At 67.2% G+C, this 26,445-nt stretch carries 30 protein-coding genes and 1 tRNA gene; 18 read left to right on the top strand and 13 right to left on the bottom strand.

The genetic code is table 11. The features are described from left to right. Positions 1–7 precede the first annotated feature (7 nt). Positions 8–1,111 carry an acyl-CoA dehydrogenase family protein gene (locus Y900_RS23060; protein ID WP_036344708.1) on the top strand — a complete coding sequence of 368 codons (1,104 nt, stop codon included), beginning with the start codon at positions 8–10 and terminating at the stop codon, positions 1,109–1,111. Between the two features lie 3 nt (positions 1,112–1,114). On the opposite strand, the gene mshC is transcribed toward Y900_RS23060, so the two are convergent. From mshC to Y900_RS23025, 7 genes are all read right to left on the bottom strand, one after another. After that, positions 1,115–2,353 carry a cysteine--1-D-myo-inosityl 2-amino-2-deoxy-alpha-D-glucopyranoside ligase gene (mshC, locus tag Y900_RS23055; protein WP_036344707.1) on the bottom strand — a complete coding sequence of 413 codons (1,239 nt, stop codon included), beginning with the start codon at positions 2,351–2,353 and terminating at the stop codon, positions 1,115–1,117. A 101-nt stretch (positions 2,354–2,454) separates the two neighbouring features. Next, complete coding sequence (locus Y900_RS23050; protein WP_036344706.1) at positions 2,455–3,216, bottom strand: 3'(2'),5'-bisphosphate nucleotidase CysQ; 762 nt, start codon at positions 3,214–3,216, stop codon at positions 2,455–2,457. Between the two features lie 56 nt (positions 3,217–3,272). After that, complete coding sequence (locus tag Y900_RS23045) at positions 3,273–4,100, bottom strand: Rv2133c family protein (RefSeq protein ID WP_036344705.1); 828 nt, start codon at positions 4,098–4,100, stop codon at positions 3,273–3,275. Next, the gene (locus Y900_RS23040; protein WP_036344704.1) at positions 4,097–4,681 is read right to left on the bottom strand and encodes an Rv2134c family protein; all 585 of its coding nucleotides are present in this window, start codon (positions 4,679–4,681) and stop codon (positions 4,097–4,099) included. Before Y900_RS23040 ends, Y900_RS23045 begins: the two co-directional genes overlap by 4 nt. A 54-nt stretch (positions 4,682–4,735) precedes the next feature. Further along, positions 4,736–5,428 carry a histidine phosphatase family protein gene (locus tag Y900_RS23035; RefSeq protein WP_036344703.1) on the bottom strand — a complete coding sequence of 231 codons (693 nt, stop codon included), beginning with the start codon at positions 5,426–5,428 and terminating at the stop codon, positions 4,736–4,738. Beyond that, positions 5,425–6,258 (bottom strand): undecaprenyl-diphosphate phosphatase, encoded by an 834-nt coding sequence (locus Y900_RS23030; RefSeq protein ID WP_036347604.1) that lies wholly within the window; start codon positions 6,256–6,258, stop codon positions 5,425–5,427. Before Y900_RS23030 ends, Y900_RS23035 begins: the two co-directional genes overlap by 4 nt. Before the next feature lie 46 nt (positions 6,259–6,304). Then, the gene (locus tag Y900_RS23025) at positions 6,305–6,616 is read right to left on the bottom strand and encodes a hypothetical protein (protein ID WP_036347603.1); all 312 of its coding nucleotides are present in this window, start codon (positions 6,614–6,616) and stop codon (positions 6,305–6,307) included. 204 nt (positions 6,617–6,820) lie between these two features. Here Y900_RS23025 and Y900_RS23020 point away from each other — a divergent pair, with 204 nt between their 5' ends. From Y900_RS23020 to Y900_RS23010, 3 genes are read left to right on the top strand one after another with little or no spacing between them, the layout of a single operon-like run. Then, positions 6,821–7,789: a YncE family protein gene (locus Y900_RS23020; RefSeq protein ID WP_237752628.1), complete on the top strand. Its 969-nt coding sequence runs from the start codon at positions 6,821–6,823 to the stop codon at positions 7,787–7,789. Continuing rightward, positions 7,786–8,040 (top strand): DUF5703 family protein, encoded by a 255-nt coding sequence (locus Y900_RS23015; RefSeq protein ID WP_036344702.1) that lies wholly within the window; start codon positions 7,786–7,788, stop codon positions 8,038–8,040. The genes Y900_RS23020 and Y900_RS23015 overlap by 4 nt, the downstream gene beginning before the upstream one ends. Then, positions 8,040–9,134, top strand: coding sequence for a quinone-dependent dihydroorotate dehydrogenase (locus tag Y900_RS23010; protein ID WP_051660213.1), 1,095 nt, complete (start codon positions 8,040–8,042; stop codon positions 9,132–9,134). The genes Y900_RS23015 and Y900_RS23010 overlap by 1 nt, the downstream gene beginning before the upstream one ends. Here Y900_RS23010 and Y900_RS23005 read toward each other — a convergent pair. The 4 genes from Y900_RS23005 to Y900_RS22990 are packed head-to-tail and all read right to left on the bottom strand — an operon-like array spanning position 9,092 to position 13,578. Beyond that, complete coding sequence (locus tag Y900_RS23005; RefSeq protein WP_131536250.1) at positions 9,092–10,168, bottom strand: hypothetical protein; 1,077 nt, start codon at positions 10,166–10,168, stop codon at positions 9,092–9,094. The two genes, Y900_RS23010 and Y900_RS23005, sit on opposite strands and share 43 nt — an antisense overlap. Beyond that, positions 10,162–11,640 carry an alpha/beta hydrolase gene (locus tag Y900_RS23000; protein ID WP_051660458.1) on the bottom strand — a complete coding sequence of 493 codons (1,479 nt, stop codon included), beginning with the start codon at positions 11,638–11,640 and terminating at the stop codon, positions 10,162–10,164. The genes Y900_RS23005 and Y900_RS23000 overlap by 7 nt, the downstream gene beginning before the upstream one ends. Positions 11,641–11,699: 59 nt before the next feature. Further along, a complete protein-coding gene (locus Y900_RS22995) occupies positions 11,700–12,230 on the bottom strand; it encodes a YbhB/YbcL family Raf kinase inhibitor-like protein (RefSeq protein WP_036344700.1) in 531 nt (176 codons plus the stop codon). A gap of 22 nt (positions 12,231–12,252) precedes the next feature. Then, entirely contained in the window at positions 12,253–13,578 is a 1,326-nt protein-coding gene (locus Y900_RS22990; RefSeq protein ID WP_192827541.1) for a M20/M25/M40 family metallo-hydrolase, read from the bottom strand. A gap of 114 nt (positions 13,579–13,692) precedes the next feature. Between Y900_RS22990 and Y900_RS22985 the strand changes: the two genes are divergently transcribed. The 8 genes from Y900_RS22985 to Y900_RS22950 all read left to right on the top strand — a co-directional run bounded on the left by Y900_RS22985 (position 13,693) and on the right by Y900_RS22950 (position 18,790). After that, the gene (locus tag Y900_RS22985) at positions 13,693–14,382 is read left to right on the top strand and encodes a sensor domain-containing protein (RefSeq protein WP_051660212.1); all 690 of its coding nucleotides are present in this window, start codon (positions 13,693–13,695) and stop codon (positions 14,380–14,382) included. 159 nt (positions 14,383–14,541) lie between these two features. Continuing rightward, positions 14,542–14,627 (top strand) — tRNA-Leu (locus Y900_RS22980). A gap of 278 nt (positions 14,628–14,905) precedes the next feature. Then, complete coding sequence (locus Y900_RS22975; RefSeq protein WP_036347593.1) at positions 14,906–15,622, top strand: flavodoxin family protein; 717 nt, start codon at positions 14,906–14,908, stop codon at positions 15,620–15,622. Between the two features lie 20 nt (positions 15,623–15,642). Further along, a complete protein-coding gene (locus Y900_RS22970) occupies positions 15,643–16,278 on the top strand; it encodes an RNA polymerase sigma factor (RefSeq protein ID WP_036344698.1) in 636 nt (211 codons plus the stop codon). Continuing rightward, positions 16,275–16,514 (top strand): anti-sigma factor family protein, encoded by a 240-nt coding sequence (locus Y900_RS22965; protein ID WP_109751127.1) that lies wholly within the window; start codon positions 16,275–16,277, stop codon positions 16,512–16,514. The genes Y900_RS22970 and Y900_RS22965 overlap by 4 nt, the downstream gene beginning before the upstream one ends. Before the next feature lie 104 nt (positions 16,515–16,618). Next, on the top strand, positions 16,619–16,927 hold the full coding sequence (locus Y900_RS22960; protein WP_051660211.1) for a hypothetical protein: 309 nt from the start codon (positions 16,619–16,621) through the stop codon (positions 16,925–16,927). 5 nt (positions 16,928–16,932) lie between these two features. After that, complete coding sequence (locus tag Y900_RS22955) at positions 16,933–18,270, top strand: molybdopterin-dependent oxidoreductase (protein WP_036344696.1); 1,338 nt, start codon at positions 16,933–16,935, stop codon at positions 18,268–18,270. Position 18,271: 1 nt separating this feature from the next. Further along, on the top strand, positions 18,272–18,790 hold the full coding sequence (locus Y900_RS22950; protein WP_036344695.1) for a hypothetical protein: 519 nt from the start codon (positions 18,272–18,274) through the stop codon (positions 18,788–18,790). On the opposite strand, the gene Y900_RS22945 is transcribed toward Y900_RS22950, so the two are convergent. Next, positions 18,787–19,779 (bottom strand): TerC family protein, encoded by a 993-nt coding sequence (locus Y900_RS22945; RefSeq protein WP_036347589.1) that lies wholly within the window; start codon positions 19,777–19,779, stop codon positions 18,787–18,789. The genes Y900_RS22950 and Y900_RS22945 overlap by 4 nt on opposite strands. A gap of 206 nt (positions 19,780–19,985) precedes the next feature. On the opposite strand from Y900_RS22945, the gene Y900_RS22940 reads away from it, so the two are divergent. Continuing rightward, a complete protein-coding gene (locus tag Y900_RS22940) occupies positions 19,986–21,020 on the top strand; it encodes an acetamidase/formamidase family protein (RefSeq protein ID WP_051660210.1) in 1,035 nt (344 codons plus the stop codon). Beyond that, a complete protein-coding gene (locus Y900_RS22935; RefSeq protein ID WP_036347586.1) occupies positions 21,017–21,421 on the top strand; it encodes a RidA family protein in 405 nt (134 codons plus the stop codon). The genes Y900_RS22940 and Y900_RS22935 overlap by 4 nt, the downstream gene beginning before the upstream one ends. Before the next feature lie 3 nt (positions 21,422–21,424). Here Y900_RS22935 and Y900_RS22930 read toward each other — a convergent pair whose 3' ends face one another. Then, positions 21,425–22,321: a helix-turn-helix domain-containing protein gene (locus tag Y900_RS22930; RefSeq protein ID WP_036344693.1), complete on the bottom strand. Its 897-nt coding sequence runs from the start codon at positions 22,319–22,321 to the stop codon at positions 21,425–21,427. 40 nt (positions 22,322–22,361) lie between these two features. Between Y900_RS22930 and Y900_RS22925 the strand changes: the two genes are divergently transcribed. Genes Y900_RS22925 through Y900_RS22910 form a run of 4 tightly spaced genes read left to right on the top strand, consistent with a single transcriptional unit; the run spans position 22,362 to position 26,367 of the window. Next, positions 22,362–23,630, top strand: coding sequence for a sulfotransferase family protein (locus Y900_RS22925; RefSeq protein ID WP_036344692.1), 1,269 nt, complete (start codon positions 22,362–22,364; stop codon positions 23,628–23,630). Between the two features lie 48 nt (positions 23,631–23,678). After that, positions 23,679–24,881 carry an MBL fold metallo-hydrolase gene (locus Y900_RS22920; RefSeq protein WP_051660456.1) on the top strand — a complete coding sequence of 401 codons (1,203 nt, stop codon included), beginning with the start codon at positions 23,679–23,681 and terminating at the stop codon, positions 24,879–24,881. Further along, positions 24,878–25,627 (top strand): SDR family NAD(P)-dependent oxidoreductase, encoded by a 750-nt coding sequence (locus Y900_RS22915; RefSeq protein ID WP_036344690.1) that lies wholly within the window; start codon positions 24,878–24,880, stop codon positions 25,625–25,627. The genes Y900_RS22920 and Y900_RS22915 overlap by 4 nt, the downstream gene beginning before the upstream one ends. A gap of 26 nt (positions 25,628–25,653) precedes the next feature. Next, positions 25,654–26,367, top strand: coding sequence for a type 1 glutamine amidotransferase (locus Y900_RS22910; RefSeq protein WP_192827540.1), 714 nt, complete (start codon positions 25,654–25,656; stop codon positions 26,365–26,367). The last annotated feature ends 78 nt before the right edge of the window (positions 26,368–26,445 follow it).

The following is a 26,445-nucleotide window of genomic DNA, read 5'->3' as shown; positions in this document are numbered from 1 at the left end:
GCCAGCCATGAACTTTGATTTGACCGACGAACAAGAACTGCTCCGCGACACCGCGCGCGAGGTGTTCTCCCGCACCTACGACATCGAGACCCGCAACAAGACGGTCGACTCCGAGCTGGGCTGGAGCCGCGACGTGTGGCGCCAGTTGGCCGAGATCGGCATCCTCGGACTGGGTTTCGAGCCCGAAGAATCCGGACAGATCGAGATCATCGTCGTGATGACCGAGCTGGGTCGCCGCCTGGCACCCGAGCCGGTCGCCGCGGCCGCGCTGATCCCGGGCGGCCTGATCGCCGAACTCGGCAGCGACTGTCAGCGCGCCCAGCTCGACGAGGTCGCCGCCGGGGAGCGGCTGCTCGCGTTGGCGCACACCGAGAAGGGCCTGCGCGGGCTCGACCAATTGTCGACGCGCGCAACCAAAACCGGGGACTCCTGGACCATCACCGGCCGCAAGAACCCGGTGCTGGCCGGCGACAGCGCCGACGTGCTGGTCGTCACCGCGACCCTGCCCGACGGTGGCATCGGCGCGTTCCTCGTCGACGCCGCGGCAACCACCCGCCGCGGCTACCGGACCTTCGACGGCCAGCGCGGTGCCGAGATCGACTTCACCGATGCCCCGGCGCAGCCGCTCGGCGACGGCGGTGATGTCAGCGAACGCATCCACCACACGCTGATCCGCTACTCCTCGGCCCTGTGCGCCGAAGCCGTCGGCGCCATGGATGAATCGCTGCGGATGACCACCGAGTACTTGAACGCACGCAAGCAGTTCGGCGTGCCGCTCAAGACGTTCCAGACGCTCACCCAGCGCGCTGCCGACATGTACGTGTCGCTCGAGCTGGCCCGCAGCATGAACTACTACGCGGCGATGTGCATCAGCGACGGCCGGCTGGACCCGGTGGTCGCGGCCCGGGCCAAGCTGCAGATCGGACGGTCGGGCAAGCACATCGCCCAGGAGTCGATCCAGATGCATGGCGGTATCGGCGTGACCGCCGAATACCCGGTGGCTCACTACGCCGCCCGCCTCACCGCGATCGACCAGACCCTCGGGTCGGCCACCGATCAGCTGCGATTCCTCAGCTCGCAGGTGGGTAGCTACGGCGCCGTCGCCCTGTAGGAACTAGAGCGACACGCCCAGCAGCGCGTCGACCGCGGCAGCGACCGCGGCCGGCGCGCTGTCGTCGTGGCCACCGTACTCCAGCGCGTCGGTGACCCAACCGTCAATGGCGGCAAGGGCTTTGGGAGTGTCCAGGTCGTCAGCCAGGTACTGCCGCAGCCGTCCGATGACGTCGGCGGCGTCCGGTCCGGCGGGCAGGGCCGCAGCTGACCGCCACCGGTGGAGGCGGGCGTTGGCATCGTCGAGAACCGCGTCGCTCCACGACCTGTCGCTGCGATAGTGCCCCGCCAGCAGGCCCAACCGGATGGCCGCCGGGTCCACACCGTGCTCGCGCAACCGGGACACCAGCACCAGATTGCCGCGGCTCTTGGACATCTTGTGCCCGTCCCAGCCGATCATCCCCGCGTGCACGTAGTGCCGTGCGAACCGGCGCTCTCCGACCACACATTCACCGTGCGCGGCGGAGAACTCGTGGTGCGGGAATATCAAGTCGCTGCCGCCACCCTGCACGTCGAATCCAAAACCGATGCGGCTCAGAGCAATCGCCGAACATTCCACGTGCCAGCCCGGCCGGCCGGGACCGAACGGCGCAGGCCAGCTCGGCTCGTCCGGGCGGGCGGCGCGCCAGAGCAGTGCGTCGAGCGGGTCGGCCTTGCCCGCCCGATCCGGGTCGCCGCCGCGTTCGGCGAACAGCCGCATCATCGTGTCGCGGTCGTAGCCCGACTCATAACCGAACTGGGTGGTGGCATCCGCGCGGTAATAGATATCCGGGTACTCGTCGTCATCGACGGCATACGCCGACCCGGACGCCAGCATCTTCTCCACCACCTCGACCACTTCGCCGATCGCGTCGGTGGCGGCGACATAGTCGCGCGGCGGCAGTACCCGCAACGCGGCCATGTCCTCCCGGAACAACTGAATCTCCCGCGCGCCCAGCTCCCGCCAGTCCACCCCGTCGCGATTGGCCCGTTCGAAGAGCGGGTCGTCGACGTCGGTGATGTTCTGCACGTAATGAACCTGATGGCCGCCGTCCAGCCAGACCCGGTAGACCAGATCGAACGTCAGATACGTCGCGGCGTGGCCCAGGTGCGTCGCGTCGTAGGGCGTGATGCCACAGACGTACATCGTCGCGGTCTCCCCCGGCGATGTCGGACGGACCTGGCCGTCGGCCGTGTCGTACAACCGCAGGGCCGGCCCACGACCGGGCAGCTGTGGAATGTCGACGGCCGACCAGGACTGCATGGCCTCGACTCTAGGGGGTTCGCTGTTCACGGCGCTCTCAGGTGGTGTGGTGACCGGCTGTCTGGCGTTACTTCAGACAACGCGGCGGCATGTTTGATTCCCTAACTCGCGAGCCACATGGCGTCGAGTAGCAGGTCGGCGACTTCGGCCCGGCACATCAGCAGATCGGGCAGGTAGGGGTCCGGCCGGTTGTAGCGCAGCGGCGACCCGTCAATGCGGGTGGCGTGCAGACCGGCAGCCTGCACCACCCCGGCGGGTGCGGCCGAGTCCCACTCCCACTGACCGCCCGCATGGATGTAGGCGTCGGCGTCTCCGCGCACCACCGCCATCGCCTTGGCGCCGGCCGATCCGATCCGCAGAAACTCGATGTCGAGGCGGTCCCGCAGCCGCCACAGCACCGCGGGCGGGCGGTTGGAGCTGGCGGTGATCCGAATCGGGCCGGGCGGCGGTGGCGGCGGGGTGGTCACGGTGTCCGAGCGATACACCTCACCCATCGCAGGCAGCGCGACGGCGGCGTCGGTGATCGTGCCGTCCGGTCCGCCGGTGCGCTGCCAGAGGGCCACGTGCACCGCCCAGTCCGTGCGGCGGGGCATGGAGAATTCGCGGGTGCCGTCGAGCGGGTCGATGATCCACACCCGGTCGGCCTGAAGCCGCTTGAGGTCGTCGTAGGCCTCTTCGGAGAGCACGGCGTCACCGGGGCGCTCGGCGCGCAGCCGGCGCAGAATCAGGGCGTTGGCGCGCACGTCGCCGGCGTCACCGAGCGCGGGCGGGAAGTCGAAACCGACCTCGTCACGCACCGACAGCAGCAGCCGGCCCGCCTCCTCGGCGAGGTCGGCGGCCAGCGCCGCGTCGGTCATGCTCATCGAGTCAGTATCGCCGAATCATGATCGGTCCCGTCGGTCGCCCCGCGGGCCTGGGCTCAGAAGGCCGGCCAGGGAATCGGCCGGTGCCGATCGGGTGCGGGCATCACGGGCTCGGCGACCAGTATCCGGACCCGCCGCCGCAACGCCGCGACCTCCGCCGGGGTGATGTGTTCGCGCAGCTGGTCGCTGAGCGGGCCGGCCAGCTGCTCCCCGAGTCCGGCGATCGCCGCCAGCGTCTCGTCGTCGATCGGCTTTCCGGCCCAGCCCCAGAGCACGGTACGCAGCTTGTCCTGGACATGCAGCGACACCCCGTGGTCGACGCCGTACACCCGGCCGTCGATGCCGGCCAGAATGTGGCCGCCCTTGCGGTCGGCGTTGTTGACGATCACGTCGAACACCGCCATCCGCCGCAGCCGCGTGTCGTCGGCATGCACCAGCGTGACGTCGTTGCCCGCGTAGTCGTAGGCGCGCAGCACCGAAAGGTAGCCCGGCGGAATGGATCCCGGCGGGCAGATGTCGACCAGGTCGGGTCCTTCGGATTCGTCGTCGTCGCTGTCGCCGGGCTGATCGACCCACAGCTGCACCATTCCCGGACCGGCTGGTCCGTCCCGAATGATGGTGTACGGCACGATGTTCCAGCCGAGTGCGGCGGAGACGAGATACGAGCCCACTTCCCGGCCGGCCAGGGTGCCGTCGGGGAAATCCCACAGGGGCTGCTCACCGGCGACCGGCTTGTAGACGCAGTGCACCGGATGGTCGGTCTGCGCGGGCCCGGTCGCCTCGCACAGGAAGGTGGCATTACTTGCCGAGCGGATCCGCCCGAGGATGGTCAGCTCACCGCAGCGCAGCGCGTCGCGGGCCGAGGCCTCGTCGGCGGCTGTCACGAGTCGAAGTCGTCGTCGGTCTCGCCGAACGCACCGCGCCGATATCCGTTGGTGCGCACGCAGATGTGGCCGTCCGGGTCCAGTGGCTCGTCGCACAATGGGCAGGGCGGACGTCCGGCCGAGATGACCCGGGTCGAGCGGGAGGCAAACTGGCGGGCCGACTCGGGCGTGAGGAAAACCCGGACCGCGTCCGGGCCCTCCTCGGCGTCGTCGAGCACCACTGACGCGTCGAATTCGACGTCGCTGACGGCCAGAAGTTCGACGACGACGGTCTGCGCCTCGGAGTCCCACCCAAGGCCCATCGTGCCGACCCGGAACTCCGCGTCGACCGGCGTGACGAGGGGGCTGAGATCGTCGACGTCCTTCTCCGGCGGCAGCGGGGTGCCGAACCGGCGGTTGATCTCGACCAGCAGCGCCCCGATACGTTCGGCCAACACCGCGACCTGTTGTTTCTCCAGGATCACGGAGATGACCCGGGTGTCGTGAACGGCCTGGAGATAGAAGGTGCGATTTCCGGGCTGCCCAACGGTCCCGGCGACGAAACGGTCGGGTGTGCGGAAGACGTGAATTGCGCGGGCCATGTTATGTCCAAAATACCGGCTGGAAGCAGCCAGCCGTAATCGGCGGCAGCCGGTTCAGTCGGTGGTCCCACCGACGACGGCGTCCCCGGCGGCCTTGTCGCCCTCAGCAGGCGGCGGTGCGCTCAGCGCCGACGCGAGTTCGGCGCCGGTGTGGTTGACGTGCACGACAAATGGGCGGAACGGCGTGTAGCGGATGACACTCATCGACGCCGGGTCGGCGGTGATCCGCTGGAAGCTGTCCAGATGGGCACCGAGTGCGTCCGCGACGACAGCCTTGATCACATCGCCGTGCGTACAGGCGATCCACAGCACGTCGTGACCGTGCTCGTCAGCAAGGCGGCGGTCGTGCTCGCGTACCGCGGCCACCGCGCGGGCCTGAACCTGCGCCAGCCCCTCACCATCGGGGAAGACGGCCGCACTCGGCTGCTGCTGAACCACCGCCCACAGCGGCTCCTTCACCAGATCCTTCAGCGCCCGGCCGGTCCACTGGCCGTAGTCCACCTCGGCGAGCCGGTCGTCGACCACCGGCTCGAGCTCCAGTTCGGCGGCGAGCGGTTCCAGAGTGAGGCGGCAGCGCAGCAGCGGGGACCGCACGAGCGCCTTGATCGGCAGGCCCTTGACCCGGTCGACGAGAGCGCCGGCCTGGTCTCGCCCTTTGTCGTCGAGTTCGACCCCCTCGGTCCGGCCGGCCAGCGTGTGCGCGGTGTTGGACGTCGAACGGCCGTGGCGCAGCAGGATGACGGTCACGAGGCCGCCACCACACCCGACGCGAGCAGCGCCATCACGACGAGTGCCAGCACCACCCGATAGCCCACGAACCAATACATGGCGTGATTGGCGACGAAGCGCAGCAGCCAGGCGATCGCCACGTAGCCGACGACGAAGGTGATGACCACCGACACCAGCAATTGCGGGCCGGAGGCACTCATCCCTTCGGTCACCGGATGGAAGGCATCGGGAAGCGAGAAGATGCCCGAGGCCAACACCGCCGGAATACCAAGCAGGAAGCCGAATCTCGCCGCGAGCGGACGGTCAAGCCCGAGGAACAGGCCGGCGCTGATCGTCGAACCGGACCGGGACACCCCCGGTACCAGCGCCAGGCACTGCGCCACGCCGACTGTCAGACCGTCCTTCCAGGTCAGTTGCTCCATATGGCGGGTCTGCTTCCCGAGGTACTCCGCAGCGGCGATCACGGCCGAGAAAACCAGCATCGCGGTGGCGATCACCCACAGGTTGCGGACATCACCGCGGATCGCTTCCTTGAACGCCAGGCCGATCACCACGATCGGCAGCGTGCCGATGATGACGTACCAGCCCATCCGGTAATCGATGTTGTCCCGGTGAGCCTTGACGAACAGGCCGTTGAACCAGGCCTTGAGTATCCGCCAGATGTCGCGGGCGAAGTAGATGACCACGGCGGCTTCGGTGCCCAGCTGGGACACCGCCGTGAACGACGCACCGGCGTCGGCGGAGAAGAAAACCCTCGACACGATCGCGAGGTGGCTCGACGACGAGATCGGCAAGAACTCGGTCAGACCCTGGACGATCGACAGGACGACGACCTGCAACCACGACATCGACGCGACGCTCACGTCGCCGACCGTACTGGATAGAGCAGGTGGTTCAGCGTGAAGGGCGGGCCACCGGCACAGCGTGCGCGACCGCGTCCCGCACGGCTGCGGTCAGGCTGCGCTCGTCGTCGACGTCGAAGTCGGTGAGGCTGCGGGCCGCCGTGGCGACCACGTCCTCCTCCAGCGGCACGGGACCGGCCAACCGGGGGTGGTAGACCTCCACAAGGAGTTGCCCGCGATGGACCTGGAACGAGAAACTGCGACCGTCCCCGAGATGGCCGAAACCGCTGGCGAACACACCAGTAGAAATGTCCTCGATAGCGAACTCTCGCCCATCGGACTCCCGAGTCACGGCCAGCGTCATGAAGTCACCATAACGCGAGTTACGGGACATGAGAAGACAATCTGACGATTTTGTCTTGCCTGCGCCCGCCTAGACTTCCTGATCGACAGTGAGCGATTCGTTCGCTCGATCGTGAACACAACCGGGGGCTACCCGTTGGCAAAAATCGTAAACCGCGCCGGTTTGCGCAGGTCAGCCGTCATCTTATTGGCGTGCGCCACCGTCATGGCCGGTTGCTCGAGCAATCCGCTGGCAGCGCCGCCTCCGACGATCGAGCCGGCCGCTCCCGCGGTGTCCCCGCCGCCGGCCACCCGGCCCGCCGGTCAGATCTTGCCGCTGGGCGGAAATCCCGACGCCGCGGTCTTCGACGAACGCACCGGGTCACTGGCTGTTTTGACCCCGGGTGCCGACCCCCAGTCCGCGGCGACACTGACGATATTCAACGCCAGCGGCGTTCCCCGCGAGCTCACCCTGCCCGGTCCGGCCACCGCGATCACCGGCGACGGCCAGGGTTCGGCCTTCCTGTCCACCAGAGGTGGCTATGTCACCGTCGACCTGGCCGCGGGCACGGCCAGTCCGGTGTCGATCAGCGAGGAGACCGACACCGACTTCACCGCGATCGCCCGCCGCGCGGACGGTCGGCTGGTGCTCGGCAGCGCCGACGGCACCGCCTACACCCTGGGATCGGACACCGCGGTCGCCGAGAAGGTGAAGATCTTCGCGCGGGTGGACGCCGTGGTCGCCGAAGGCAACAACGCCGTGGTTCTCGACCGCGGTCAGACCTCGGTGACCTCACTAAACGCCGACGGCCGCACCCAGCAGGCCCTGCGCGCCGGTCTGGGCGCCACCACGATGGTGGCCGACCCGCTGGGCCGAGTCCTGGTCACCGACACCCGCGGTGGCCAGCTGCTGGTGTTCGGTGTCGATCCGCTGATCGAGCGACAGGCCTACCCGGTTCCGGATGCGCCGTACGGCCTGGCCGGGTCACGCCACCTGGCCTGGGTTTCGCAGACCGCGTCGAACATGGTTGTTGGTTACGATTTGACGACTGGCATTCCTGTGGAGAAAGTGCGTTACCCGACCGTGCAGCAACCGAACTCGCTGGCTTTCGATGACAATTCCGACACGCTCTATGTGGTGTCGGCCGCCGGCGCGGGTGTGCAGGTGATCCGCAATGCGGCGGGCGCCCGGTGAGCGCGGCGTACCGCGGCCGGATGCCGGCGAGTTGGGAAGTCGAACTCTCCGACGACTACGAGTGGATCCCTCTGCGGTTGCCGCCCGACGTCACCCGCGTCAGCGCCTCGACCCGACTGTCGATCGAAGCCGAGTACCGGGGGTGGGAGTTGACCCGGGTGCGCCTCTATACCGACGGTAGCCGTCGAATCCTCTTGCGACGCAAGAAGTCTCGAGTCAACGGCCAGACCGCCGATCAGCCCGAGCTGTGATGTACGACGCGCTGCGGCGGGCATTCTTCCTGGTGCCGGCCGAACGCATCCACACGTTCGTGTTCGGCTCCCTGCGAGCCGTCACGGCCACCAACGCCACGCGCGGACCGTTACGCCGCCGGCTCGCACCCCGCGATCCGGCACTGGCCAGCACCGTGTTCGGGGTGCGGTTCCCCGGCCCGATGGGCTTGGCCGCCGGGTTCGACAAGGACGGCCTCGGGCTGAAGACCTGGGACGCGCTGGGATTCGGCTACGCGGAGGTCGGCACCGTGACCGCGAGTGCGCAGCCGGGCAATCCGTTGCCGCGGCTGTTCCGCCTCCCCGAGGACCGGGCCCTGCTCAACCGGATGGGCTTCAACAACCACGGCGCCGGGCAGTTGGCGCTGCAGTTGGCCCGATATCGGCCCGACTCGCCGATCGGGGTCAACATCGGGAAGTCGAAGGTCACTCCGGCCGAGCTGGCCGCCGACGATTACCGCGCCAGCGCACGGCTACTCGGCCCGCTGGCCGACTACCTGGTGGTCAACGTCAGCTCCCCCAACACACCCGGACTGCGCGACCTGCAGGCCGTCGAATCGCTGCGCCCGATCCTGTCGGCCGTGCTGGCTGAGACCTCGGCCCCCGTCCTGGTCAAGATCGCGCCGGACCTGTCCGACGAGGACGTCGACGCCGTCGCCGACCTGGCCGTCGGGCTGGGGCTGGCCGGGATCGTGGCCACCAACACCACGGTCTCGCGAGCCGGCCTGCGCACCCCCGGTGTCGACGCGCTGGGGCCGGGCGGTATTTCCGGACCGCCGGTGGCGCGCCGGTCCCTGGAGATCCTGCGGCGGTTGTACAGCCGGGTCGGCGGCGATCTGGTGCTGATCAGTGTGGGCGGCATCGAGACCGCCGACGACGCGTGGGAGCGCATCACGTCCGGAGCGTCCCTGCTGCAGGGCTACACTGGATTCATCTACGGCGGCGGCTTGTGGGCCAAGGAGATTCACGACGGCATCGCCGCCCGTCTGCACGCCGGCGGCTTCTCGTCGCTGGCGGAGGCCGTCGGGTCGGCTCACCCCGGGCGCAACCCCGAGAATCCGCCGTCCGCGTCGTAGAGCAGGTCGTAGCGGCCCAGTGCCCGCAGCCCGGTGTTCACGAATGTTCCATTTCGGGCGGGCGCGCGGTGCACCTCGGTCGGCGTCTGCGGTCCCCCGTCGCCGACGGCGAAGCTGTAGCGCAGATCGCCCACGGTGATCGTCATCGCGGTGCCGGCGGCCACGGTGCCGTTCGCCGGGAGACCGTCGGCCTCCACGATCATGTCCAGCAGACCGGTGTCGACCAGAACCTTGCCGGAATGCATTGGCCCTGAGCCCGATTGGAAGCCGCCTGTCGGGGTCAGCCAGTCGTTGTGCGGGCCCTCCGCCGGGGTGCCGGCACTGGTCAGCTGCTGCATGGTCCAGGCACCGGTGACATTGGCGGCCGTCAGGCCCAGCGACAGGCCGGGCCGGCCGATCAGGTACCCGCGCCGCATCGTCCCCGCCGTCATCGCGGCGAGGTTCAGGAACGGATTGTGGGTCGGCGCGGCACGGGCGGTGTTTCCCCGGCCGAACCCGACGCCGAGCATGTGCGGTATCGCCCCCGTGCAACGGCCCGAATTCACCCCGCCGCCACGGCATGTCGAGCTGGTCACCGCAAGCACCGGCACTTCTGCTTGCGCTCCCGCGGCGGCACCGGTGGCGTCGACGGCCTGCGGGAACGACACCGACGCCGTCACCCAGACTCCGGTCAGCTCCAGCCCACTCGAACTGTAGGTGAGGCTGCCGGGCGGCGAGTCGGCAGGAATATTCGGCACCTCCGAGGCCGGCACCACCACCCCCACCGACCCGGTGTCCACCGTGAACGGCGACACCGCGCCACCGTTGACCGACGCCTCGACTTTGAGCGTGCTGGTCAGGTGTGCGAAGTCCGGTGACCCGACCCACGGAACCGTATAGCTCTGCGTGTAGGCGCTGTAGGGCCCGGCAGCCGATGTGGCCGAAGGCGCCGAAGACGACGGGGCCACACTTGGGGCAACCGGTGTGCCAGAACTACATCCGGCAACCAGTAAAACCGCGCCGACCGCTGCCGGAATTGCCGGCTTGATCAGCATGTAGCACCTTTCGGCGGCAGTGTGAGATCGGTCAGATACGTCGCCGCGTACGTGTCGACGCAGGTGTTCCCCTGGAACACCACCGTGTGTTGCGTGCCGTTGAAGGTCAACAAGGCACCGCCCATCTGCTTGGCGAGCTCGACGCCTGCCTGATAGGGGGTCGCCGGGTCGTGAGTCGTCGAGACCACCAGCACCGGAGGCAGACCCGGCGCGCTCACCGTGTGCGGGCCGCTGGTCGGCGGCACCGGCCAGAACGCGCAGGGATCAAGGGGCGCATCGCCGGTGAACTGCCCGTAGCTGTCGAACGGCGCGACCTGCCGCGACCGCCGGTCCTCGTCGATCGCTCGCGCCCGGTCGGTGATCGGCGGTTGGTCGACGCAATTGACCGCTCTTTCAACGTCGTTGGAGTTGGTGTAGTGGCCGTGGCCATCACGATTCCAGTACGCATCTGCCATATTCAGCAGGGTGTCACCCGTCCCCGTGGACAGCTCGGTCAACCCGTCGGTGAGGTGCGTCCACAGACCGGGCGAGTACAGCGCCATGATGGTCGCGGTGATCGCGTCGCTGTAACCCAGCCCACGAGGATCGTCGGTGTGAACGGGCTTGGCCACCAACGGATCCACCAGATGGTGATAGACCTCGACCGCCTTCGCCGGATCGGTGCCCAACGGGCACTTGGGATTCTTGGCGCAGTCGGCGGCATAGTCGTTGAACGCCTTCTGGAAGGCGGCATCCTGGTCCAGGTTGGACTGGATCGGGTCGGCGTTCGGGTCGACGGCTCCATCGAGGATCATCGCCCGAACCTTGTCCGGGTAGGCCTCGGCGTAGGCCGAACCGATCTCGGTTCCGTACGAGTAGCCCAGATAGGTGAGCTTGTCGTCACCGAGTGCAGCACGCAGCCGGTCGAGGTCGCGGGCCACGTTGACCGTGCCGACGTTGGCCAGGAAGTCCTTGCCCATCTTGTCAAGGCAGCGCTGGGCGTACTGCTTGTCGACGTCATCGATGTGCGCGACGCCCGAGGGGCTGTAGTCGACCTGCGGGTCGGCGCGGTAGGCGTCGTTGTCGGCATCGGAGTTACACCACAGCGCCGGAATCGACGATCCGACACCGCGCGGGTCGAAACCCACAAAGTCGAATCGCCGGCGGATCTCCGGTGGCAGCGATGTCACCAAATCCATTGCCGCGTCGACCCCCGACTCCCCGGGACCACCGGGGTTGACGACCAGGGAGCCGATCTTTTGACCAGTGGCCGGAAAGCGAACCACTGCCAGATGGGCGACCGGACCGCCGGACTTGGAGTAGTCGACGGGTACCTCGATCTCGCCGCACTGGGCACCCGCCGGCACCTGGGAGCTGTCACCGCCACCGACGACGGAACACGGCGACCATGCAACCGGCGCCGGTTGCGCCAAGGGTGGCCCCGACGGCATCGGCAGTCCCGCAACAGATGTACTGCAGCCCGACATCAGCATGGCCGCCAGGACCGCTGCGATCCGGGTGACGTGTTGGCGGCCGATGCAACCCAACGTGGTCAGTTCTGCTCGTACGTGCCGTGAATAACTGCCCGCGCAATGGAATTCATGAACAGGTTGAACCCGAGGTAGGCCGGGCTGGCGTCCTCGGTGAGCTCGAGCTTCTCCACCTTCACCGCGTGCACGGCGACGTAGTAGCGGTGGTAGCCGTGCCCCTGCGGCGGGGCGGCGCCGAGGAAGCGGCGGATGCCGGCGTCGTTGACGAGTGTGAGGGCGTCACCGGGCAGCACCGAACCGTCACCGACGCCGGACGGCAGGTCGGTGACGGTCGCCGGGAGGTTGGCCACCGCCCAGTGCCAGAAGCCGGAGGCGGTCGGAGCGTCCGGGTCGTAGACCGTGACGGCGAAGCTGCGCGTCTCCTCCGGGAAACCCGACCAGCTCAGTTGCGGCGAGACATCCTCACCACCGGCGCCCATGATGCCGCTGACCTGAGCGTTCTTCCACGGCTCACCGTCGGCGAAGTCGGTGCTGGTGAGGGTGAAACCCGGCAGCGCGGGCAGGAATTCGTAGGGGTTGTATGGAAATGCCATGTGACGGGCTTCCTTTCGGTTGTCAACAGTTCTTCAAAAAGTGTTCGAGCACCTGGGTGCCGAAGTGCAGCGCATCCACGGGTACCCGCTCGTCGACACCGTGGAACAGCGCCGCGAAGTCCAGCTCGGGCGGCAGCCGCAAGGGGATGAAGCCGAAGCACCGAATACCCAGTCTGGCAAAGGCTTTCGCGTCCGTCCCGCCGGAGAGCATGTAGGGCACGGTGCGGGCCTCCGGGTCGACGGCCAGCAGCGCGTCGTTCATCGCGTCGACCAGGTCACCGTCGAAGGTGGTCTCGTAGGACGGCAGGTCCCGCTCCCACTCGCGGGTGACGTCCGGGCCGATCAGCTCGTCGATCTCCCGCTCGAAGGCTTCCTTGCGGCCGGGCAACACCCGGCAGTCGATGACCGCCTCGGCCGTCTGCGGGATGACGTTGGCCTTGTACCCGGCCTTGAGCATGGTGGGGTTGGCGGTGTCACGCAGGGTCGCGCCGACGATGCGCGAGATGCCGCCGAGTTTGGCGATCGTGCCGTCGAGATCGGGAGACTCCGGATCGAAGCTGTAACCGGTCTCCTCGGCGACCGCGGTGAGGAATTGCTGCACGGAATCGGTGAGCACCAGTGGGAATTGGTGCCGCCCGAGACGGGCAACCGCCTCGGCGACCGCGGTGACGGCGTTGTCGTCGTGCACCATCGAGCCGTGCCCGGCACGGCCGCGGGCGGTGAGCCGCATCCAGGACAGCCCCTTCTCCGCGGTCTCGATGAGGTAGAGCCGGCGTTCCCCGCCGTCTTTGTGCGGAACGGTGAGCGAGAACCCGCCCACCTCCCCGATGGCCTCGGTGATGCCCTCGAACAGGTCGGGCCGGTTGTTCACCAACCACTGTGCGCCGTAGGTGCCGCCGTGCTCCTCGTCGGCGACGAACGCGAACACCAGATCCCGGGGTGGCACGATGCCGGCTCGTTTGAAGTGCCTGGCGACCGCGATCATCATGCCGCACATGTCTTTCATGTCGACCGCACCGCGGCCCCACACGTAACCATCGGCAACGGCGCCGGAAAAGGGGTGCACACTCCAGTCCGCGGGCTCGGCGGGCACCACGTCGAGATGGCCGTGGATCAGTAATGCGCCGCGGCCGCTGTCGGCGCCGGCCAGGCGGGCGAACACGTTGCCGCGGCCCGGCGCGCCGGATTCGACGTACTCGCAGGTGTAGCCGACGGCGCTGAGTTGCTCGGCAACCCACCGGGCACACTCCGCCTCACCCTTGGTGGTCGCCAAATCGCCCGTGTTGGAGGTGTCGAACCGGATCAGGGAACTGACGAGATCAACGACCTCGTCGACGGCTTGTGTCACAGTCCCCTTTCCTACCACTGGCGCCCGCCCCCCGGGGGTGCGGAGGTCGGCCTCTACCACATGTTTCCCAAGAACCACTCGCGCAACACGCCGATTTAGGGTTTGATTTAGCGGATGACTCCCCGCCTGCCCGCGATTGCGGCGCTGCTGTGCCTGTCGGTGAGCGGCTGCTCGGCTGTAACTGCGGGCAGCGCGCAGCCGGCCGAACGTGCGCAGCTGACCAGCCCGGACGCCCTGCCCGCGCTCCTGCTGTCGGCACCCGATGTGGGCGCGGCACTGGCCAGCGACGACGTCGTCGTCACCACCGACGTGAGCAAAGCGTGGAACGACAGCGCCCACTTCGCCGACGTGAACTGCCTGGCCATCGCCGGTGCCGCCCAACAGGGGGTGTACTCGGGCAGCGGCTCGACGGCCGTGCACGGTCAGGTGCTGCGCGAGGCGCCGACGGCGCCTGCGTGGGAGCACTACGCCGTGCAGGCGGTGGTGTCGTTCCCCAGTGCGCAGGCGGCGTCGGACTTCTTCGCCGCGTCGCAGCGCGGCTGGGCGGAGTGCTCGAACCGGGAGCTGAACTATGCCCAGCCCATCGGACCTCCGCAGGTGTGGTCGGTGGGACAGCCCAGCACCGATCGCGACGTGCTCGCGGTGTCGCGGGTACAGGAGAGCCCCCAGCGGTGGGCCTGCCAGCGAGCGTTGACGGTGCACAGCAATGTTGCGGTCGATGTTGAGGCATGCAGCCTGGACGGGCCGACGGCGGCGGCCAGCGCGATCGCAGGCCAGATCGCCGGGCGTCTGCCGAGTGCGTGAGCCGCTGACGCCCCGACAGTGACGCCGGGGCGCGATTCGGCGGCGAACGTCACCGTGGCGTTACCCTCGGCGAGGGTGCGGGGCCGCGGGGCCCTCATTTGGGGCTGGGGTGTCTGATCCGTTAGCCTTAAGCGCCCCTGGGCTGGTCTTCAGGGGTAGGTCCGAGTGGCGGAATGGCAGACGCGCTAGCTTGAGGTGCTAGTGCCCTATTAACGGGCGTGGGGGTTCAAGTCCCCCCTCGGACACATCTCTCCTCAGCCGGACGGCGATCTGAACACCGTCGGCACTCGGCACCGTCATCGTCGCGTAGCCGTTGGCGCGATCACCGAGGTATCCCGGCTCAAGTCAGCGGTCGCGTCGTCGACCTGTCTGCGCTGACGATCATCATGGCCATACATCTCCGCCACGATGTGTCCGGGAACCGCTCGAGAGAGCCGTGTAACGGTGTCGACGGCCCAGAGCACTGCGGTGGCAGCAGTGACCAAGGGAGAACATCTATATGAATGCTCCGAGCTACGACTATATGAATGCTCCGAGCTACGACTTCACGGGTCTGCGCGCGTTGTTCATCAACTGCACCCTGAAACGTTCACCCGAGCCGAGCAACACTGCGGGTTTGGTCGACATCAGCACCTCGATCATGACTCGACACGGGGTGGCGGTCGACGTGGTGCGTGCGGTCGACTATGACATCGCCACCGGTGTCTGGCCCGATATGCGTGAACACGGGTGGGCCACTGACGACTGGCCGGAGCTGTTTGAAAAGGTCCTTGCCGCAGACATTTTGGTGCTGGCCGGACCGATCTGGCTCGGCGACAACAGCTCTGTGATGAAACGGGTGCACGAGCGGCTCTACGGTGGGTCACACCTGCTGAACGACGCCGGCCAGTACTTGTACTACGGCCGCGTCGGCGGCTGCCTGATCACCGGCAACGAGGACGGGGTGAAGCACTGTGCGCAGAACGTGCTCTACACCCTGCAGCACATCGGATACACCATTGCGCCGCAGGCCGACGCAGGATGGATCGGGGAAGCAGGTCCCGGACCGTCCTACCTCGATCCCGGTTCGGGCGGCCCCCAGAACGACTTCACCAACCGCAACACCACCTTCATGACCTGGAATCTGATGCACCTGGCCCAGCTGCTGCGCAATACCGGGGGGATACCGGCCCACGGAAATGTACGGGCGGGCTGGGACGCGGGGTGCCGCTATGATTTCGCCAATCCGGAATACCGCTGAGCGGATAACATTCCGTCTCGATGGCCGGGACGGAAGACGACGAGTCAGCACTCGTCGCAGCACTGCGGGCCGGCGATGAGCCGTCGTTCGCCCGGCTGGTCGACCGCTACACGCCCGCTCTCCTGCGGGTGGCTCGCGGTTACGTCCGCACTCACGAATCGGCTGAAGAGGTGGTCCAGGAGACCTGGATCGCGCTGGTCAAAGGCATCGAGAAGTTCGAAGGCCGATCATCGCTTCGCACTTGGCTTTTCACGGTGATGATCAACATCGCCAAGACTCGCGGCGTACGAGACCGACGGGACACCGAGGCCGAGGTGGCCGCGGCGGGAGGCACAGTCGACCCGGACAGATTCCGTCCCGCAGGCGACCGAGAGTGGCCCGGACACTGGAAAGACGACCGGGCACCTGTCCCGTTCCCCAACACTCCCGAAGACACGGTGCTGGAAGCAGAGTTCCTCGATCTCGCACGTCGCGAATTGGACAAGCTCCCCGAGCGGCAACGTATGGTCGTCACCTTGCGAGACCTACTGGGATTCGACTCTGGTGAGGTGTGCGAGTTGCTGGGGCTCAGTGTGGCGAACCAGCGCGTACTGCTGCATCGCGGTCGCGCCGGGATCAGGCAGGCGCTCGAGGACTACGTGCGGGAGGTGCGATGAACGCCCGGGGCATGGACTGCAACGAATTGGTCGAACTCGTCACCGCCTACCTCGACGGATCACTTGACTCGACGGACAGGGCAAGGTTCGACGAGCACCTGCTGGACTGCGACGGGTGTGAGAACTATCTGCAGCAATTCCGGGTCACGATAGCGACGGTGGGGCGCATCAGGCATGAACACATCGACCACGACTTCCGGGCCAAGCTGCTCAACGCGTTCCGCGACTGGCGCTGACCGGCTCTGCGCATCGGTGTAACGCATCCCCGTCCGCTGAACACTCCGGGTCGTACCATCCAGCGCCTCACCCAACGCGGCGCACGACCCGCAGGAGTTCCCCAGTGAAGATCGCCCTTCCCGCTGCCGCGCTCGGCCTCGCCGTTGGCGTCAGTGTGTGCACTGCAGGCATTGCGATGGCCGTCCCGATCAACAGCGGATCGGCGGCAGATGTTGTCAAAGCTCTGCAAGACCAGGGCTACACGGTGCAATTCAACGGACCATCGACGACCATGCCGCTGTCGCGGTGCACCGTCAACGGCGTACACGGACTGGTAGTCATGATGATGGCTGACGGCTCTCTGACGATGCGCATGGATCCGGGCAACCCCGGCGTGGCCTACGTAGACCTCTCCTGTCCGATCGGCAACTAGTCGACATGAACGGCGACGACAGCGAAGAACCGGCCGCTGCGACAGACGATTACGGGTTCCCAAAGGTGTTGTGGCGCAACGTGGACAAGCATCCGCCACCTGGGGTCCACCATCTCCGCCGATGGCGTAGCCCGCTACGCGGCCCGTGGTTGACCTCAGTCTTCGGCTTGGTTCTCCTGATCACCCTGCCGATAGTCGTGATCACCGGCCTGCTGTCATACATCGCGTATGGTCCCCAGTTCGGACAGGCGATACCCGTCGATGTCGGGCTGCTGAAACTACCGACATTCGACTGGCCGACAGACCCGTCCTGGTTGTACCGGCTCACGCAAGGTCTGCATGTGGGTCTGGGCCTGATCCTGATCCCGGTGGTACTGGCGAAGTTGTGGTCGGTGATCCCGCGCTTCTTCTCCTGGCCGCCCTCGCGCTCGCCGGCCCAGCTGATCGAACGTCTGTCGCTGATCATGCTGGTCGGCGGGATCCTCTTCGAAATCGTGACCGGCGTCCTCAACATCCAGTACGACTACATCTTCGGGTTCAGCTTCTATACCGCCCACTACTTCGGCGCCTGGGTGTTCATCGCGGGATTCCTCGTTCACGTCACCATCAAGATCCCGAAGATGCGAGCGGGGCTGCGGTCACTACCTTTTCGGCAGGTGCTGGCCACCCCGGTGGCCGAAACTCGGGCGGAACCAGCGGACCCCGACGGGCTGGTCGCGGCTGATCCCGCACCGGCCACCGTGAGCCGTCGGGGCGCGCTGCTTCTCGTCGGCGCGGGTTCGGCGTTCATCGCGGTGCTCACTGCCGGGCAGACGCTCGGCGGATTCACGCGCCCTCTGGCGCTTCTCCTGCCGCGTGGCCGGGACCTGGGCAACGGGCCGAACGACTTCGAGGTGAACAAGACCTTCGCCGCCTCTCAGATCGATCCCCGTGCCACGAGCGACGCCTGGCGACTTACCTTGACCGGTGGATCGCGTGCCGTGGTGCTCGATCGTGCAGCGCTGCTGGCAATGACGCAGCACACCGCCACCCTGCCGATCGCCTGCGTCGAGGGGTGGTCGAGCACTCAGGACTGGACAGGGGTACCGCTGCGCAGTCTGGCCGCGTTGGCCGGTGTGCCCAATCCGGTCTCGGCGTACGTCCGCTCCCTCGAGCGATATGGCTTCAACCAGGCGACGCTCCAAGGAAATCAGGTATCAGACCGGGATTCGTTGTTGGCGTTGACAGTCAACGGTGCCGACCTGTCCCCCGATCACGGGTACCCGGCGCGCATCGTCGTTCCTGCACTGCCCGGCGTGCACAGCACCAAGTGGGTCACGTCCATCGACTTCAGGGCGGTGTGAGGTGTCTTCGTTCACCTCGGTGTTCCGCGACGTCTATGGCTCGCATCCGCTGCACCTGCTCACGTTGACGGCCGGATTCGCCTTGTTCACTTATGTTCTCGTCACCCTTGGCCCTGACGGGCTATGGAACCCCAGCACGTGGTGGCAGTCGATCGCAGTGTGGTTCGCGGCCGCCATCGTCGCCCATGATCTCGTCTTGTTTCCGCTCTATTCGCTTGTCGACCGCGTTCTCGTGGCCGCACTCCATCACCGACCCGCCACCATCACCACCAAGGCGAGCGTCCCGCTGATCAACTATGTGCGGGTGCCGCTGATGGGTGCGACGTTGACTCTTGTCGTCTTCCTGCCCGGCATCATCGAGCAGGGCGCCGTGAACTTTCATGCGGCCACCGGCTTGACCCAGGCTCCCTATCTGGGACGCTGGCTTCTGCTCACGGCAGCGCTGTTCGGGGCGAGCGCGGTCGCGTACGGGGTCCGGGTGGCACGCGTGGCGATGAAACCGACTGTGAGCGAGTCCTAGACCGAATCAGGCGTGCTCGCGCGCCCGCGCGTCTTGACCAGACTCGCAACCGTCGTCACCAGCAGTACCACCCCTATCACGCCGATCGACATGCCGGTGGAGATCTCGGGGACCGTGACATGGTCGCCGCCGTTGATGAACGGAAGGCTGTTCTCGTGCAAGGCGTGCAGCACGAGCTTGACACCGATGAACGCCAGGATCAGCGCCAGCCCGTAAGACAGGTACACCAGGCGGTCCAGCAGACCACCGATCAGGAAGTACAGCTGCCGCAGCCCCATCAAGGCGAACGCGTTGGCGGTGAACACGATGTAGGGCTGTTCGGTCAGCCCGTAGATCGCCGGGATCGAGTCGAGGGCGAACAGTACGTCGGTGAAGCCGATTGCGATCAGCGCCAACAACATCGGCGTGACAACGCGGCTACCGTCGACCTTGGTGAGGAACTTGTCGCCGTCGTAGGTGTCGGTCGTCGGGACGAGGCGGCGCACCAACGCGATGATGCGGCTGTCGCGCTTCTCCTCGACCTCCTTCTCGTGACCGGCCTCCTTCGCGAGCTTGATCGCGGTGAGCACCAGGAAGAGTCCGAAGAGGTAGAACACCCAGCTGAACGTGCTGATGGCCGCAGCACCCACGGCGATGAACCCGGCGCGCATCACCAGCGCCAGCACGATCCCGATCAGCAGCAGTTTCTGCTGGAATGCCCGCGGCACCGCGAACGTGCCCATGATCACCGTGAAGACGAACAGGTTGTCGACGGACAGGGCCTTCTCGGTGACGTACCCGGCAAAGTACTCGCCGGCGAACGTCCCACCCCACAGCCACCACACGACAACCCCGAACACCACCGCCAGGCCGATGTACACCGACGACCAGATCGCCGACTCTGTGAACGTCGGTTCGTGCGGCACCCGCACGTGGGCGTAGAAGTCGAACACGAACAGCCCGAGGATGACTGCGCACGTGATGAACCAGACCGATCCGGTGATGTCCATGACATCCATTATTCGGTATTCGCCGGCCCTGACCGCGAGCAAGGTTTCGGGCATTCCATCAGCACTTGTTGCGCGACGCTGCCTCGAACACTTGCTGACCACCGGTGGCGGTTGCAGTACGGGGCAGGGCGCCCTGAGCGTCGCTATCACGCGGTGTGATTCTTCATCGCGCGCCCCGGCCGGGCTGCTGGCATGATCTGTCGCTTATGGCAGTGCACCACCTCCCGGCGACCGCGCAATCGGTGCAGTGGGGCTTCTTCGACCCACGGCAGGCTCCGGCACTGACCGTCGAATCCGGCGACCTGGTGACGATCGAAACGCTGACCCATCACGCCGGCGACGCCCCGGATCTGCTGATGGACGAGCGTATTTCGCGGGTGTTCGCCGAAGTCGACGACCGTGGGCCGGGACCGCACATCCTCACCGGGCCGATCGCGGTCAGCGGCGCCCGACCGGGTGATGTGCTGCAGGTCGACATCCTGGAGGCCACCCCGCGCCTGCCGTACGGATCCAACCTGGCCGGGCACTGGGGCTACCTCTACGACGAGATCCCCGTCGAACGGGTCACCATCTACGAACTCGATGTCAACGCGCTGCAGGGACGGGCGCTGTTCGGCTACGACTGGACAGCGACCCCGTTGGCCAACGAGCCGGGCACGATCGTGGCACCCGACCCCGGGAGCCGCGAGCCTGCGCTGCCGGGAGTCGTGGTGCCGCTGCGGCCGCACTTCGGCACCATGGGTGTGGCGCCTGCCGATCCGGTGCGCGTCTCCTCGGTGCCGCCGGGCGATCACGGCGGCAACGTCGACAACTGGCGCATCGGGGTGGGCGGCCGGATGTATTACCCCGTTCAGGTGCCCGGCGCGCTGCTCTCGGTCGGTGACCCGCATGTCTCGCAGGGCGATGGTGAAGTCAGCGGTACCGCGCTGGAGTCATCACTGAACGGGTTGCTGCGCTTGACGATTCGCCGTGATCTGCCATTCACCGTGCCGGTCCTGGAAACCGCCACCGAGCTGCTGGTGCACGGCTTCGGGGACAGCCTGGACACGGCGATGAGGTGCGCGGCGCTGCGCACTCTGCAGCTGCTGCGTTGTCACTTCGGGTTGTCGCGGGCCGACGCATACTCGTTCATGTCGGTGGCAGTGGACTTCACCGTGACCCAGGTGGTCGACCAGCGTCAGGGCGTGCACGGCCGAATCGACAAGCGATGCTTCCCGCGGTGGCAGAATCCCGCCGCATGACCGGTATTCGGGAGTTCGCGTTCACCCCGGCCGACGGTGTACCACCAGCGGTGGCGCCGTTCGCCCACGCGACGGCCGCGGGCCAAACCCTCTACGTCACCGGCCAGATGCCGACCGACACCAGCGGCGCGGTGGTCGGCGAGGATGTCGCGGCCCAGACCGATCAAGTGCTGGCCAACCTGCTGCGCGTCACCGAACTGTGTGGCGGCGGCGTGGCCGACGTGGTCTCGGTGCGGGCGTTTCTGCTCGACTGGGACGACTACGCCGCCTTCAACGCCGCCTACGCCCGGTGGTTCCCCGACCGGCTCCCGAGCCGAACCTGTGTCGGCACGACAGGTCTGGCCGTGGGCGCATGCGTCGAGATCGACTGGGTGTGCTGGCGCGACGACGGCTGGGGCTGAGTTCTAGGCCTGATCGCCGTAGCGGTTCAACCGCTCCCCGATCGCGGCGGCGGTGGCACGCACCCGATCTCCCAGGCCGGTGATCGCCGACGCCTCCAGCGTGGCGAACGGCGCGGCGGTGACCGACATGGTCACCACACCGTCGACGGTCATGATCGGCGCCGACACCGTCGCGATGCTGTGGGTGGCGCCGGCGCCCAATTCATCGGGAAGCACGTCGATCACGCTGAGATCTGCGAAGGCGCGCGCGAGCTGGGCGGTGATCGCGTCCACCTCACCGTCATCGGACAGGGCCTGCAGAGCGGAGTACACCCGCAGGTATTCCCGGGTGAGCCGCTCCACGACGAAACCCCGGTTGCGAGTTTCGTTGAGCACCGCCGAGATTCGGCCACGAAGGGCGGCGCTGGGCTGGCCGATCGCCTCGAGCCAGGCCTGCTGGACCTCCGGGCTCGACCAGGCCACATAATCACGGCCGAAGGGCGCCACGAACGGAGTCTTGGTGCCCCGCCCGATCCGTGGCGCCGCCAGCGTCTCGCCGGCGATGTCGATGATCACCAGACTGCCTGCGTCCCTGCGGGCCAGGTACACCTGGGTGCCGGTGGCCGCGGCCAGGTCGGCCAGATCATCGCGGAACAGGTCGGCCGGCTTGGCGAGGCTGGCGATGGCCGGTCCCCAGGCGTATCGCGCCGAAAGCGGATCCCGGGTGACCCACTCGTGGGCGACGAGCGTGGCGAGGATCGCGTGCCCGGTGGCCCGACTGATGCCGAGGCCGCGGGAGATCTCGGCGAGCGTGAACTGCCTGCCGGGATCGGCGCCGAGCATCTCCATCACGGCGATCACCCGCTGGGTGGGCGGGGACGCTTGACCCGTCGTCTTGGCAAGGTCTACGTTGAGCGTCATATTTCCGAACAGTACGTCGAATATTCGACAGGAACAAGACATGACGACGCGGTCATCAACGGAGACACTGAACCTCGACGATCTCACCGACCCCGTGCTGACCGAAACCCAGCGCCAGATCCTCGACTACACCGAGTCGCAGCACGTCACCTTCGACATCGACGAGATGCTCGCCGAAGCCGTGCAGCAGGCCGGCAGCTTCGACCTGGCCGACGACGACGGTTTCGCCGACCGGTTGGCCGCCCATGTGGCGGCCATCGAGTCCGACACCGGGCTACGCCAGCTGATCCGAAGCAGTCTGCGCGCCAGAGTGATTCGCAAGGTTCGCAACCGGCTGTCGCTGACCGACCTGCTCAAGCGCTACCCGGAGATCGCATCCATCCACATCGAGCGGCCACTGATCGTGGTCGGCATGCCCCGCTCGGGCACCACTCATCTGGTCAACCTGATCGCCCAGGATCGGCGCCGGCGTGCCCTGCCGTACTGGGAGGCCGAGGACCCGATTCCTACGCTCGGGCAGGGGCCCGACGTGTTCGGTGTCGATCCCCGCTACACCCGCGTCAAGGCCGAGCACGAGGCACTGATGGCCAGCACCCCGTACGTCGCGGCGATGCACGACCGATTCCCCGAGGCCATCGAGGAGGAAGTGGAACTACTCGATCTCGACATGGCCGGCTACGTTCTCGAATGGCATGCCCGTGTTCCGGGCTGGCGCGACTTCTACCTCGGCCTGGATCACGTCCGTCACTACGGTTACCTGAAGAAGATCCTGCAGGCGCTGACCTTCCTGCGCGGCCCGCGCACCTGGGTGCTGAAATCGCCGCAACATGCCGAGCAGCTCACTCCGCTGATGACCACCTTCCCCGATGCCACCGTCGCCTTCACCCATCGCGATCCCGTCGCGGTGATCCAGTCGGCGATCACGATGATGGCGTACTCGGATCGGTTGCGCCGCACCAGCATCGACCCGGACTGGTTGGTCGACTACTGGAGTGACCGGATCCACCGCCTGCTGACCGCCTGCGTGCGGGACCGGGATCTGGTGCCCGCCGACCGCAGCGTCGACATCAGCTTCCATCACCTGAACGGCAACGAGATGCCGGTACTCACCTCGTTCTACGATCTGGCCGGTATCGATATCCCGCCCAAGGTGGCCACGCGATTCCAGGCCTACATCGACGACAACCGCCGCGGCGCCAAGGGCCGCATCCCCTACGACCTGCGCCGTCACTTCTGTGTCGAGCCCGATGAATTGCGGTCACGGTTCGGGTTCTACTTCGACCGCTTCGACGTCCGCCCCGAGATCTGAAGGAACGCAGTGGAACCCATCTACCGCAACCGGCCCGGCGCCGACGCCATGGCTCCTGCCGCCGCCGAACACGCCGAGGAAGTCGCTCCCGGGATCTGGTGCTCGCCCGGGCTGACCAACGCCTACCTGCTCACCACCTCCGACGGTCGCGTGCTCGTCAATACCGGGATGGGATTCGAAGCCCCGGTGCACCGCGCGGTCTTCGACGCCGTCGATTCCTCACCGGTGCGCTACATCCTGATCACCCAGGGCCACTACGACCACGTCGGCGGCCTGGACACCCTGTGCGATCCGGACACCACGGTGGTGGCACAGGCGAATTGGGAGCAATGGCGCGACGACAATGAGCGGCTGCTGCCCTACCGGGCCAATCGCAGTGCGTTCGCGTTCTCCGACAGACTAACCGGTGGTATCGCCAAGATCCAGCAGCGCTTCGGCAAGAAGCTGCCGCCCCAGAGCGCCGGGCGAGCCGACATCGTTGTCGACGACCGGTTGTCGCTGACGGTCGGAGAGCGCCGTTTCGAGCTGATCGCCACTCCGGGCGGGGAAACCACCGACTCGATGGTGATCTGGCTGCCTGATGAGCGGATCTGCCTGTGCAGCAACACCTTCGGACCCGTTTTCGGTCACATCCCCAATCTGGTCACCATGCGCGGCGACCGCTATCGGGATGCGCTCACGGTGATCGACACCATCGAGCGGGTTCGGTCACTGCGGCCCGACGTGCTGCTCACCGGACACTTCGACCCCATCCGCGGGGCCGACCTGATCGACGCCGAGCTGACCCGACTGCGCGATGCCGTGCACTACCTGCACGACGAGACGGTGGCCGGGATGAACGCCGGTAAAGACGTCCGGACGCTGATGCGCGAGATCACGTTGCCCGCCCACCTGGAGGTCGGCCAGGGCTACGGCAAGGTGGCCTGGAATGTGCGGGCGATCTGGGAGAACTACTCCGGGTGGTTCCATCACCAGTCGACCACCGAGCTGTACCCCACCGGGGCCGACGCCGTGAGCGCAGACCTCGTGGAGTTGTCCGGCGCCGCGGCCCTGACCGCGCGCGCCCGGCGCCACCTCACCGATGGCCGGCCGCTGGAGGCCATCCACCTCGCCGAAGTCGTCACCGACACCGCCCCAGATGACGCCGCCGCGCGGGCGGTGCTCAAGGACGCCCACGAGCGGCTGCTGGCCGACAGCGTCAACTTCTGGGAAAGCGCGTGGCTGACCAAGCAGATCGAAAGGTACACATGACCGCCCAGCTGAGCTTTGACTTCACCGGAACCCAGGCGCTGGTCACCGGAGCGACCAGCGGCATCGGCCACGCCGTGGCCGTACTGCTGCGTGACGCCGGCGCCGCCGTCACCGTGACGGGCACCAAGCCCGGTGCCGGCGACTACGACACCGACCTGTCCGGGATGACCTATCGGCAACTTGTGCTCACCGACAACGCGTCCGTCGACAGCCTGGCCGAGAGTATCTCGTCGCTCGACGTGCTGGTGAACAACGCCGGCGCCAACTTCCCCGGCGGCCTTGACGAATCCGCCCCAGACGGGTTCGCCGCCTCCGTCGCACTGAACCTCACCGGGCCCTACCGACTCACCGTCGGGCTGCGTCGCGCACTCACGGCGTCGACCGCGGCAGGAGGGGCGAGCGTGGTCAACCTCGCCTCGATGTCGGCACTGCGTGCGGTCACGATGGTCCCCGGTTACGGCGCGGCCAAGTCCGGGATCGTCAACATCACCCGCAACCTGGCGGTCAAGTGGAGCAAGTACGGCATCCGGGTCAACGCGATCGCGCCGGGCACCATCGAGACCGCGATGACCGAGCCGATGCATGCCGTCCCGGAGATCCTGGCGACCGAGATCGCGCACATCCCGGCCGGGCGGATGGGTCGGGTCGACGAGGTCGCCCCGGCCATCGCGTTCCTGTGCACGGCGCAGAGCAGCTACATCAACGGCGCGGTGCTGGTCGTCGACGGTGGCTCGGACTGCGTGTAGCCGCACACCTGCCGTACCGTATGCGGGTGCCCCGTCAGGTCCTGTTCATCTACAACGATCCGATCGCGCCCGAAGCGCTGCTCGGCGAGACGTTCACCGAACTCGGTTTCGACGTCGACACATTCGAGGTCGTCCCGGCTGAGCGAGCCGGCGACCCCACCGTCGACGTGACCTTCCCCGACCCCACCCGCTACGACGTGATCGTGCCGTTGGGCTCACGGTGGGCGGTGTACGACGAACGGCTGCCGTGGGTGGCCGGTGAGATCGACGTGGTGCGACGGGCTGCCGAGTCCGGTGTCGGTGTGCTCGGAGTGTGCTTCGGCGGCCAGCTGGTGGCGACAGCGCTCGGCGGTTCGGTGCAGCGCTCCCCCGATCCCGAGATCGGCTGGCATCAGGTGCACAGCAGCGACCCCGAGTTGGTGCCCGACGCCGGGCCGTGGTTCCAGTGGCATTTCGACCGCTTCACCGCGCCGCCCGGATCCACCGTGGTCGCCCAGAATAGCCGCGCCACACAGGCTTTCATCCACGGCCGCACTCTGGGTCTGCAATTTCACCCCGAACTCGACCACAAGCTGCTCGAGCTGTGGATCGACGATGACCGCACCCGCGGCGACGGGGATCTCGCCCGGCTCGGGCTGAGCGCCGACGACCTGCGCGCCGACACCACCACGCATGTCGACGATGCGGCACGACGGCTCAGGCAGCTGGTGCGCGGATTCCTCGCGACGGTCGCCCGCTGACTGCCCGCCAGTAGCAACATCCCAATATCCACTGAGCAGCCCCGGGTTCGCATCCGGCGAAGATAACAGGGGCCGGCT

It is taken from the genome of Mycolicibacterium aromaticivorans JS19b1 = JCM 16368 (genome assembly GCF_000559085.1).
Lineage (GTDB): Bacteria > Actinomycetota > Actinomycetes > Mycobacteriales > Mycobacteriaceae > Mycobacterium > Mycobacterium aromaticivorans.
Note: the sequence above shows the minus strand (reverse complement) of the source record. Positions and strands in the feature narration are given on the sequence as shown.

Excerpts from the sequence above, each read along its gene's own strand:
- Y900_RS23000 (WP_051660458.1), bottom strand. The coding sequence starts at position 11,640 with ATGCTGATGTCGGGCTGCAGTACATCTGTTGCGGGACTGCCGATGCCG.
- Y900_RS22920 (WP_051660456.1), top strand. The coding sequence starts at position 23,679 with ATGGCTCCTGCCGCCGCCGAACACGCCGAGGAAGTCGCTCCCGGGATC.
- Y900_RS22970 (WP_036344698.1), top strand. The coding sequence starts at position 15,643 with ATGGCCGGGACGGAAGACGACGAGTCAGCACTCGTCGCAGCACTGCGG.
- Y900_RS22945 (WP_036347589.1), bottom strand. The coding sequence starts at position 19,779 with ATGGACATCACCGGATCGGTCTGGTTCATCACGTGCGCAGTCATCCTC.
- Y900_RS23030 (WP_036347604.1), bottom strand. The coding sequence starts at position 6,258 with ATGTCGTGGTTGCAGGTCGTCGTCCTGTCGATCGTCCAGGGTCTGACC.
- Y900_RS23040 (WP_036344704.1), bottom strand. The coding sequence starts at position 4,681 with ATGGCCCGCGCAATTCACGTCTTCCGCACACCCGACCGTTTCGTCGCC.
- Y900_RS22955 (WP_036344696.1), top strand. The coding sequence starts at position 16,933 with ATGAACGGCGACGACAGCGAAGAACCGGCCGCTGCGACAGACGATTAC.
- Y900_RS22995 (WP_036344700.1), bottom strand. The coding sequence starts at position 12,230 with ATGGCATTTCCATACAACCCCTACGAATTCCTGCCCGCGCTGCCGGGT.
- Y900_RS23020 (WP_237752628.1), top strand. The coding sequence starts at position 6,821 with ATGGCCGGTTGCTCGAGCAATCCGCTGGCAGCGCCGCCTCCGACGATC.
- Y900_RS23025 (WP_036347603.1), bottom strand. The coding sequence starts at position 6,616 with ATGACGCTGGCCGTGACTCGGGAGTCCGATGGGCGAGAGTTCGCTATC.
- mshC (WP_036344707.1), bottom strand. The coding sequence starts at position 2,353 with ATGCAGTCCTGGTCGGCCGTCGACATTCCACAGCTGCCCGGTCGTGGG.
- Y900_RS23050 (WP_036344706.1), bottom strand. The coding sequence starts at position 3,216 with ATGAGCATGACCGACGCGGCGCTGGCCGCCGACCTCGCCGAGGAGGCG.
- Y900_RS22985 (WP_051660212.1), top strand. The coding sequence starts at position 13,693 with ATGACTCCCCGCCTGCCCGCGATTGCGGCGCTGCTGTGCCTGTCGGTG.
- Y900_RS22925 (WP_036344692.1), top strand. The coding sequence starts at position 22,362 with ATGACGACGCGGTCATCAACGGAGACACTGAACCTCGACGATCTCACC.
- Y900_RS22965 (WP_109751127.1), top strand. The coding sequence starts at position 16,275 with ATGAACGCCCGGGGCATGGACTGCAACGAATTGGTCGAACTCGTCACC.
- Y900_RS22975 (WP_036347593.1), top strand. The coding sequence starts at position 14,906 with ATGAATGCTCCGAGCTACGACTTCACGGGTCTGCGCGCGTTGTTCATC.
- Y900_RS22915 (WP_036344690.1), top strand. The coding sequence starts at position 24,878 with ATGACCGCCCAGCTGAGCTTTGACTTCACCGGAACCCAGGCGCTGGTC.
- Y900_RS22935 (WP_036347586.1), top strand. The coding sequence starts at position 21,017 with ATGACCGGTATTCGGGAGTTCGCGTTCACCCCGGCCGACGGTGTACCA.
- Y900_RS22930 (WP_036344693.1), bottom strand. The coding sequence starts at position 22,321 with ATGACGCTCAACGTAGACCTTGCCAAGACGACGGGTCAAGCGTCCCCG.
- Y900_RS23010 (WP_051660213.1), top strand. The coding sequence starts at position 8,040 with ATGTACGACGCGCTGCGGCGGGCATTCTTCCTGGTGCCGGCCGAACGC.
- Y900_RS23060 (WP_036344708.1), top strand. The coding sequence starts at position 8 with ATGAACTTTGATTTGACCGACGAACAAGAACTGCTCCGCGACACCGCG.
- Y900_RS22940 (WP_051660210.1), top strand. The coding sequence starts at position 19,986 with ATGGCAGTGCACCACCTCCCGGCGACCGCGCAATCGGTGCAGTGGGGC.
- Y900_RS23005 (WP_131536250.1), bottom strand. The coding sequence starts at position 10,168 with ATGCTGATCAAGCCGGCAATTCCGGCAGCGGTCGGCGCGGTTTTACTG.